Below are 741 nucleotides of genomic sequence, written 5' to 3' on the forward strand. Positions count from 1 at the left end.
TGCCGGGCATCCAGCCGTTTGGTGGCGACCTGATCGTGCCGACGGCGGGCGTGACCCTGGCCGAAGGCACGCTGTTCCCGGCCGGTGTCACGTTGAACTACGACGTGCCGCTGCAAGCGGCGACGCTGCCCACCGGGACACTGTTGCCCACCGAGGCGACCCTGGCCGGACCGTATACCTTGGGCGCAGGCACAGTGCTGGCCGCTGCGGTACACGATGCGACGGGCCAGTTGCTGTACGCCGCCGGTACGTTACTTGCCGACAGCGTGACCTTGCCGGCGGGCAGTCGCCTTGGCGCGGGCATCCGCTTGAACAACGTAACGGCGATCGGCGCCGTGCGCTGGCCCAAAGGCGTGCCGTTGCCAGGCAACGTCGAGGCCGGCACCAACGCGATCAAGGGCTTGCGCCTGAGCGGTTCGCTTGCTCTGTTGCGTGGCTCGCTGATCCCGTCGATGACGGATGTCGTGTTGGCCGACGGCACCGCGTTCATTGAGTTGCGACCGTTGAGCGGCACGCAACAGGGGCGCAACTGGGCAGTCGCAAGCATGTTGCCGGCCGGCAGTGCGTCGTGGTCGATGCGCGTGGTGGCGGGTGCGGATCTGAGTGCGGCGGACAGCCGCGCGATCAAGCCGCTTTCCAGCGATGGGCACTTGCGTCTGGCCGACACCCACTACGGCTTGAAGGTGACGGAAAAACCGCCGACGCTGGTCTGGGGCGACGGCAATCTGGGTGGTTTTACTC

At 67.1% G+C, this 741-nt stretch carries 1 protein-coding gene; it reads left to right on the forward strand.

All coding sequences use genetic code 11. The annotated features are described in order from the left end of the window. Positions 1–741, forward strand: a 741-nt coding sequence (locus BK660_RS30165) for a hypothetical protein (protein WP_148057485.1), incomplete at both ends; no start/stop codon positions are given.

The sequence above is a fragment of the Pseudomonas brassicacearum genome, assembly GCF_003732265.1.
In the GTDB taxonomy this organism is placed as follows: domain Bacteria; phylum Pseudomonadota; class Gammaproteobacteria; order Pseudomonadales; family Pseudomonadaceae; genus Aquipseudomonas; species Aquipseudomonas brassicacearum_D.